Source organism: Mesorhizobium sp. M5C.F.Ca.IN.020.32.2.1, from assembly GCF_004023105.1.
GTDB classification, from domain to species: Bacteria; Pseudomonadota; Alphaproteobacteria; order Rhizobiales; family Rhizobiaceae; genus Mesorhizobium; species Mesorhizobium wenxiniae.
The window spans coordinates 1-597 of sequence record NZ_RZSX01001577.1; the positions used below are offsets into that span (position 1 = coordinate 1).

Consider the following 597-nt stretch of genomic DNA (forward strand, 5'->3'; position numbering starts at 1 on the left):
GGCCGAAAGGCTGTTCCGCGCCGCTGTGTCGGCGTTCTGTTCGCTCACCCGCCCTTCGCGCCGGGAGATCGCGCAACTTGAGGATTTGACGCTTCCGCTTTTCGCCAATGTGTCGGTCGAATCGCGCCGCTACGTCGCCGCCGCCCTTTCCGAATGCGAATATGCGCCCGCTGCGCTGGTCCGGCGGCTTTGCGAGGAGCCGGTCGACATTGCCGCGCCATTGCTCATCCGCTCGTGCGCGCTCAGCGATATCGACCTGATCGCGCTGATCGGACGGCACGGCCTGCCGCATGCGCGCGCCATCGCGCGCCGCAAGGATCTGAACCCGACCATCGCCCAGCTGATCAGGGCGCTTGAAAAGCCGACGCTGGTGAGCGTGCGGCAGCCGGAGGCAATCGCCAAGACGGCGCCTGAAAGCGCCGAGATCGTCGCGCCCAGCCCCGACAGCCAGCAGGTACCCGGCGCCGCCGCCGAGAATGCACGGCGCCGGCTGCGGTCGTTGATGCGTGCCGATGCTGAGAGCAGCGGCGCGACCGTCAATCCGTTCGCCGGCGCTGAAACCTATGTCAAACTGCGCGAGACGGCGCTGACCGGAAA

1 pseudogene is annotated in these 597 nt (G+C 67.5%); it reads left to right on the forward strand.

The window, feature by feature from the left end:
- Window positions 1-597 (forward strand): annotated as a pseudogene (locus EOA86_RS37550) (hypothetical protein); the annotation flags it as partial.